The organism is Pseudomonas sp. PS01300, from assembly GCF_029960155.1.
GTDB lineage: Bacteria > Pseudomonadota > Gammaproteobacteria > Pseudomonadales > Pseudomonadaceae > Aquipseudomonas > Aquipseudomonas palmensis.
In genome coordinates this window covers 1-6,990 of record NZ_JASCPN010000113.1, presented here as the reverse complement: position 1 = coordinate 6,990, position 6,990 = coordinate 1, and the positions used below count along the sequence as shown (strand labels likewise).

The 6,990-nt window shown below is 54.9% G+C and carries 6 protein-coding genes and 2 pseudogenes; 3 read left to right on the top strand and 5 right to left on the bottom strand.

Going from position 1 to position 6,990, the window contains the following annotated elements; all coding sequences use genetic code 11:
- Positions 1-179, top strand: a 179-nt coding sequence (locus tag QMX96_RS26245; RefSeq protein WP_282361619.1) for an IS3 family transposase, incomplete at its 5' end; no start/stop codon positions are given.
- Here QMX96_RS26245 and QMX96_RS26240 read toward each other — a convergent pair.
- From QMX96_RS26240 to QMX96_RS26220, 5 genes and pseudogenes are all read right to left on the bottom strand, one after another.
- Complete coding sequence (locus QMX96_RS26240; protein ID WP_282362694.1) at positions 176-619, bottom strand: NUDIX domain-containing protein; 444 nt, start codon at positions 617-619, stop codon at positions 176-178. The two genes, QMX96_RS26245 and QMX96_RS26240, sit on opposite strands and share 4 nt — an antisense overlap.
- Before the next feature lie 43 nt (positions 620-662).
- The gene (locus QMX96_RS26235; RefSeq protein WP_282362693.1) at positions 663-1,313 is read right to left on the bottom strand and encodes a hypothetical protein; all 651 of its coding nucleotides are present in this window, start codon (positions 1,311-1,313) and stop codon (positions 663-665) included.
- 3 nt (positions 1,314-1,316) lie between these two features.
- Positions 1,317-2,996 (bottom strand): adenylosuccinate synthetase, encoded by a 1,680-nt coding sequence (locus QMX96_RS26230; RefSeq protein WP_282362692.1) that lies wholly within the window; start codon positions 2,994-2,996, stop codon positions 1,317-1,319.
- A gap of 3 nt (positions 2,997-2,999) precedes the next feature.
- Positions 3,000-3,539 (bottom strand): hypothetical protein, encoded by a 540-nt coding sequence (locus QMX96_RS26225; protein WP_282362691.1) that lies wholly within the window; start codon positions 3,537-3,539, stop codon positions 3,000-3,002.
- A gap of 932 nt (positions 3,540-4,471) precedes the next feature.
- A pseudogene (locus QMX96_RS26220) lies at positions 4,472-5,622 on the bottom strand (IS3 family transposase).
- Between the two features lie 50 nt (positions 5,623-5,672).
- Between QMX96_RS26220 and QMX96_RS26215 the strand changes: the two are divergent.
- Positions 5,673-6,058, top strand: a pseudogene (locus QMX96_RS26215) (integrase); the annotation flags it as partial.
- A 133-nt stretch (positions 6,059-6,191) separates the two neighbouring features.
- Positions 6,192-6,869, top strand: coding sequence for a hypothetical protein (locus tag QMX96_RS26210; protein WP_282362690.1), 678 nt, complete (start codon positions 6,192-6,194; stop codon positions 6,867-6,869).
- Positions 6,870-6,990 lie beyond the last annotated feature (121 nt).

The following is a 6,990-nucleotide window of genomic DNA, read 5'->3' as shown; positions in this document are numbered from 1 at the left end:
AGCTTCTGAAACGGGAACGGATCAAGCGAAAAATCTATACCACGCGGGAAGATGCTCGGAGTGATGTGTTCGATTACATCGAGATGTTCTACAACGTAAAACGCCGCCATGGTTTCAACAATCAGCTGTCACCGGTAGAGTTTGAAAAGCGTTACGCAATGAGCTTGCAAGGTGTCTAGAGAATCCGGGGCGATTCAGGTAGATCCGGCGGAAACACGACCTCCTGGCACGCTAGCAACTCCTCCTCTGACCACCACCTCACTTCACTCACCACTTCACGCTCCTGGTCACTCCAACTCGTGGCGTCAAGCTGCTGCTCCTGTGCATGCACCACGAAGTAATGTTCAATCGCAAGCACACGCTCGCCATCCGGTATCACCCAAGGAAATTCCTTGCGAGCAATGCACTGGCTGACGGACGGAACCTTAAGACCTGTCTCCTCATGAAGCTCGCGCACTGCCGCTTCCTCAAATGACTCGCCAGCCCTTAACTTCCCGCCAGGTGTTGCCCAGTAGCACATGCCTGCCAAAGCACCGGTGCGGTAATGGATCTTGAAGAGCAGTAGCCGGTTTGACGGGCTGATTAACAAGACCCGAGCTGCTAAACGATGGCGCAGCATAGCTCCCGCCCCTGCAGGTGGGTTGATGCCAGGCGAGCAGGCGTTATCCAATAACGCCTAAGACCTCGCTGCCTTTCATACGGCGAACCTCCATCACGTATTCGGCGATGTTAGGTACGGCGTAGTCGACCACCAACTCGACAACTGTCTTGGTCGGGCTGCCGGAAGGTTTCACAGGATAGTCTGGGATTCTACGGAACACTTCGGTACCACGACGGTGAGGAATAGGCCAAGTGTTGCCAGAGTTCATGTGACACAGCCAAATCTTTTCAGCATACGCAGGGATCAGCGCCGCTGAGTTGAGGGTGAGCACGTCGTGCTCAAGATTCCGATAATCACGTGCGCCAAGCAGACGGTGGAGTCGTTCCTCTTCGACCCAGAAGAAGACTTTCTTGTTGATCAGCTCATACCACTGCTGCGGAGTTGTTCCGTCCGTAAGCGCCTGCAGCAAACGCCCTTCGGGCATAGGTTTTTGATCCCGCAGCACGATATTGGACGGGTGCCCTGCCCTCACATCTATCTTCTGATCGCGATGCTCGCTTTCGAACCGAGCTCGGTCATCCCCCTCAACTTCGAGATGGTCGAGCACGGCGGTGGTACTCATCAGCCCATGGGTGCGAATGCTGTCCCAAGCGCCGCGCTCCGCCATGTGATACACGCGCGGGTACATCTCAATCAGCTTTTCCAGATTCATCCGTTACTTCCTACCAGATCGTGCAGTCCAGTTACGTCGGTCGATTAGAGAGCGCAGATCACTAGCCCCCGTGTCACGCGAGAATCGGGTGTTGATCAGCGACACAGGCGCTTGTGAAACCCGCTCCAGCTCTTCCACAAACTTGATAGTGTCTGGATCGAGCTGCTCAAACCGGCGCGCCTGGCTGTTGGTGGATTTGAGGTAATCCGCGAACGTCAGAACGATATCGGTGGGGGCGTTGAGCGCACACGCCTTGCGGAATTGATCCCATTCGAACCAGCCTACGCGCCGATTCCGCCGAGTGGTGGAGGTCTTCTCGGCTGCGTTCAGTGCCGTGCCTTCGAGACCAGCAAACTCAGCAATCTCGTCGAAGGTCGTACCATGCTTAAGCTGTCCGGAGGTGTGCCCCTGGTCTCCGTCAGGATCTCCAACACGAATGGGCATTGGCCGGATAACCATGAGAATTTTTCGGATGCGGCTGGGTGATATCCCAGCCTCGGCAAGGCAACCTGCGACGTTGGTGTCTCTTGAGGTCACATGTGGGTAGTCCCCATGAAATATGCTCAAGCCACTGCCTTGTGTGCCCTCCAACAATATGTAGTGACCTCTACGGTAGGCCTCCTCCAGCCTATCTGTCGTACACCCATGGTAGTTTCCATCTGTACCTACGTATGGCCGTAATTCCTCGACATCCCGGGCGAGCCTGATCGACTTCTTGCCTCTGCTGAGAATGCGCCTTGCCGCTGCAGCGCCGCTCCCACTGCCCGTGGACGCGATTGTAGAGACCAAATGAGCCCGTTCCGTTTCAAGGTCTTCGTCTTCGATGATAGTGGCTTGGGGATCGATGAACAGCCGATCAGGGCCGATATTGCACTCCTCAATCTCCTTCAAAAGCCCCGGCAACCGAATCGTCATCCCAGGGCCCAGCAGAAGCCTCGCACTTACGTCACGCGCCCCTGACGGAAGATGATGGTAGGTGTAAGGGCCAAGAGGGCTAGCGACTGTGTGTCCGGCATTGGGGCCTCCGACGCGAACCATGACGTCATATTCACGGGCCAGGTAAGAAACGATGTTGCCTTTGCCCTCGCTCCCATACTGCCCGCCAATGAGTACATCCACGCACCTGATTTCGGGTGGTGTGAACAGATGCAAGCGAGCGGCGACCCGCACAAGCGTGTCATTGGAGTCAGACCTTTCGGTGTAGATGCGGACGTCTGCATCCGCCTTGAGCAGCTTGATTTCGGCCTGGTCTCTAAGTTGGTTAACCTGGTCGTAAGGCGCTGGATCGGTTTGCCCCTGGACACGCTCTGCGTACCGCCTCTGAAGCGTCGGATCGCTTGCATAGAGATGGACATGGATAAGGTTTGCCCCGAAGGTCTTTCGAAACTCCAGCACCTGCGCCAAAGTGTTCAGGTGATCGACCACCAGCGGCGGGCCTTCAACTTCCTTGGCGCACCTCGACTTGGTTTCCTGAAGCATCCAATGCTCATGTTCAGCCCCCTCCAGCTCACGCCGCCGATCAAGCATCGCCGGCTGATCAAGCTGTAGATGCCAGTCAGGATTTTGAGACCCTCGACGATCGCAAACGACGTCGAAGCCATATTCCTTTACCAGCAAATTAGCCAAACCACTTTTTCCGCTGCAGGTCTTGCCACTGATGACTACGATCTGCCGAGTTTCCATGCGCTACGTCTCCCAGATTTGAATGATCTGATCTGCGATATCGGATGGGGTGAGCCCTTCGGTATCTAGGATTTGGTCGGCCAGGCTCGCCATAGATCGCGCGCACTGCTCGTTAGAATGTGAAACGTCTGCCTCGTACTGCGCGAGATGATGCGGGTTCCGCGAAGCGTATCTCTGCTTGAGCACAGCATCTGACGCGACGATGTGTACGTGCTTGACTGCATCTGCGAAACGGAGCCTGAAAAGCTCCACTTGCCGGGGCTTGCGGACGGCATCAAGTAGCCAATTTTCGACGTCAGGTCGAACCGTGATCGCAGGTATGACTACAGACTCTATGAGCCAGGAAAAATCGGTCTCTTTGTCCAACGCATCGCCAAGTTCTTGCAAGTTATGGCGATCAAGCACTTGGTCTCGGGCAGTCAGTTCCGTAGGCAGATAAGCGCCACTGCTGACGGGAAAAAAGCCATAGCGTGTTTGCAGCATTTCAGAGATTGAGGATTTGCCGCAGGCCATCGGCCCACTAAAAAGAAGTAGTCGCTTCACCGTGATGACGTTCCCTGTCTTGGGCATGCAATATTACGGTAAAGCGTAGCTTGGTTCCCCAGAAGCACCCTTCAATCTAGAAGCTTCAAAAAGGCATGACTTTCTCGCGCTGAACCTGTGGGATTGTCTCGTTAATGCCACTGGCCTTGCCATTGTCTGAGGCCAGGGCACGCACAAGGCGCAGATTTGCGTTTGGGGAGTCAGAATCCGCAACGCACCGAGTAAGGGTCACCGCTCCGCAAGCGCGGCAGCCAGAAGGCTGCTTACGCTCGTCGATCAAATGCGACCACGCTGCCCGATTCTTCACAAGTCGCGATCAGCAAGGGCTGTTGTTAGCCCTGAGCGGAGCTCCAGGAACCCTAGATGCGATAGAAACGCCCCGGTTACCCAGGGCATCGATGGGCTGAATTAATCGTCATCTCAGCTTAGTGGCAGGCGCCCGGGCATGTCACCCTCCGAGCCGAAATGACGACATCCAAGCGCCCTCGACCTCGGTTTGTAAACTAAATTTTTGACCTGTTAACCAATGCAGTTTAGACATCAAAAAAAGGTTTACAGGGCTCGTGAGCGGCGAAGCCCTTCTTGGTGGTGGTATTGACGCGACCGCCCCACGTCCCTCTATGAATAGTCCAGACGGTCTGTTTTATAGGCTCGCTTGCACTCACCGGCCCACGTACACCATCACATGGACATTTTGCGCTCAAACCTGAACATCACCTCGTCCAACCAATGACGGCACGCCGCCGGCGTGGCAGGAATCAACAAGCTCCGCTCTCCAGCTTCTGCTCAAATCGGAACGACAACGAGATGCTGCAGGAAGATGAAGCCGGGGGCTCAGCGAGAGCTTGTGGTCAACCCCAGTCAGGCTGATCTGGAACCACCCACTCTTCCCTTCGCACAGCAGCCCGAACGCAGCTTCTGTAGTGGTCAACTCATCCCGGACGCAGTTTGAATTTTTCTTCAGCTTTCGCCGGATCCAGTCCATCGTTGAAGTGATGGGGTCGGATCCAGTTGTAGTAGCCCATCAGGTACAGGCTAATGTCTCGTTGAGCTTGCTGCTCGGTCAGGTAGCCCGTGGTCGGTATCCACTCTGATTTCAAGCTGCGAAATACTCGCTCCATCGGCGCATTATCCCAGCAGTTGCCTCGGCGGCTCATGCTCTGGCGCATGCAGGAGCGCCACAGTCTTTGGCGGAACTGACGACTGCCATATTGCGATCCCTGGTCGGAGTGAAACAGTAGCCCTTGAGGCTTTCCGCGTTGTTCGTTAGCCACGTCCAGCGCTTTGACCACGAGGTCTGCGTTCGGCTTTTCTGATAAGGCCCAGCCCACAACTCTACGTGCATAGAGATCCGGGACAACTACCAGATAGTGCCATTTGCCCTGCGTCCAAACGTAAGTGATGTCGCCACACCAGACCTGATTTGGCGCTTCGACATCAAACGCTCGGTTCAAGATGTTCGGAACATCTGGCCGCTCCACTGTGGCCTTTTGTACGCATGTGATCCTGGCTGCTTGCTGACCAACGCCAGCTCACGCATCAGGCTGCGGCCCTTGAACCGTCCGATTTGTTCACCTTCTTCTTGCATCGTTGCTTTGATGCTACGGCCGCCGGCTGCACTTCGCCCACGCGTGAACAACTCATTCACTCGACTGCGCAACCGCAGTCGCTCAACGTCCGGAGTTCGTGTGACGATGTGCGTAGTAACTTGAGCGGGTGACTTCGAACACTTCGCACAAAAAATCAACGGGCTCATGGTCGCTGAGCTGGCGGATCAGCGCGTACGCTCGAGATCTTCCGACACCAAGAGCGCGGTAGCCTTTTTTAGTATCGATTTCTCGCGTTCAAGGCGCGTGATCCGGGCTTCCAACTCTTGGATTTTTTGCTGCCCTGGCGTGAACGCTTTGCTGGCCGGCGTGATGCCGCCGCGCTCCTGCTGAAGCTGATTAACCCACCGGCGCAGGGCCGACTCCACCAAGCCGAGCGAACGGGCCGCTTCGGCATGGCTGTAGCCTTGATCGAGCACCACGCAGGCAGCTTCGCGCTTGAACTCAGGGGTAAAGGTAAGGCGTTGCTTGATTATTGGACACCTCTCTGTGGCGAGCATTCTCGCCTAAATGGGTGCCCGGGGTTAGTAGACCACTACAAATTCAGTTAGAAACAAGCGGCCAGATGAACGAGCTAGGCCTGCTTTTAGAGCGCCTACTGCAGCAACGCAAAGAACGTGGAGTCCGCAATCCGTATGTGTTCACCACAGAGGATGGGGGGAACGTAACTGCGTCGATGCTGCGCCTCCGATTCGATGGTGCCAGGAAATCAGCCACTGAACACGCGCTCGAAAACCAGGACAAAATACTGGCCGAGCAGATCAGGCTCTTCCAGTTCCGAGATATTCGCCCTAAAGCAGCTAGCGAAATCCTGATCTGGCGCACGCGAGTCGCCTGCTCGGTCATACCCACAAGAGAATCACAGAGACGGTGTATCGTCGGGTTGGAGAGATCATCAAGCCGACACGATGAGGCTGACGACGCATTCCCAAACGAGTCAGTGACGATACAGGCGAGTGCCTCCACTCTCACCCCAACTCGCTGGCTTGGCAAATGATGGCATTTTGACCGACTATAAGGATCCATATGCTAAGGAGTGCCTGCTGTGTCACGTCGCCCCGTCAACAAAGTCATTCATTACCTACGAGCCATCTACAACGCTGGTACCGCCCCAAAGAAGAATTTCGAACAGTTGGTACGTCAAGCTATGAACAAGCTCGGACGAATGGATGAAACCGACATTGGTATGGCGACGCTCGGCACTGTGAGCATTCGCCATAGGGAAACAACCACTGGTTCCCCTTTGCTGCTGGCCATCGGTGCTGGCGTTCCTGGCGAACAAATGTCCACGATCGGTATCAAGATAGCGACGCGCCATGACAGTGATCAAAGCACTAGCCCGCCCAAAAATCGGGCGTTCAAACACGCCGATGCCTACGTGTTGATTGACGAAAATGACGTGCTTCTGATCACAGATGGTCCGTTTAGAAATAACACGGTAGCCACCTATTTGCGTGAACTGTTCAGCAAAGCGGACCTCAAATCTGAAACTGCAGCCTTTGAATTTAGACGGGTGACAAACCGAGACACCCAAGAGGTACTTGATAGAGAGGGAATTAAGGAGCTTCGCCTTAAAACCACCATGTATCAGGCGACCAATGCGCTAGACCCAAGAGGCTCAAATTCGTCTGTAAAAGGCAAATTAAAGTCATTCGTAGGAGCCATGAGAAATGCGTTCAGTGAAGACGTAGATGACAACCAGCTCGAACAGCTTTCTGTGTAGTGGTCTAATGAAACCGGACACCCATTTAGGCGAGAATGCTCGCCATAGAGAGGTGTCTGATGACCAAGCAACGTCGTACCTTTACCCCTGAGTTCAAGCGCGAGGCTGCGTGCCTGGTGCT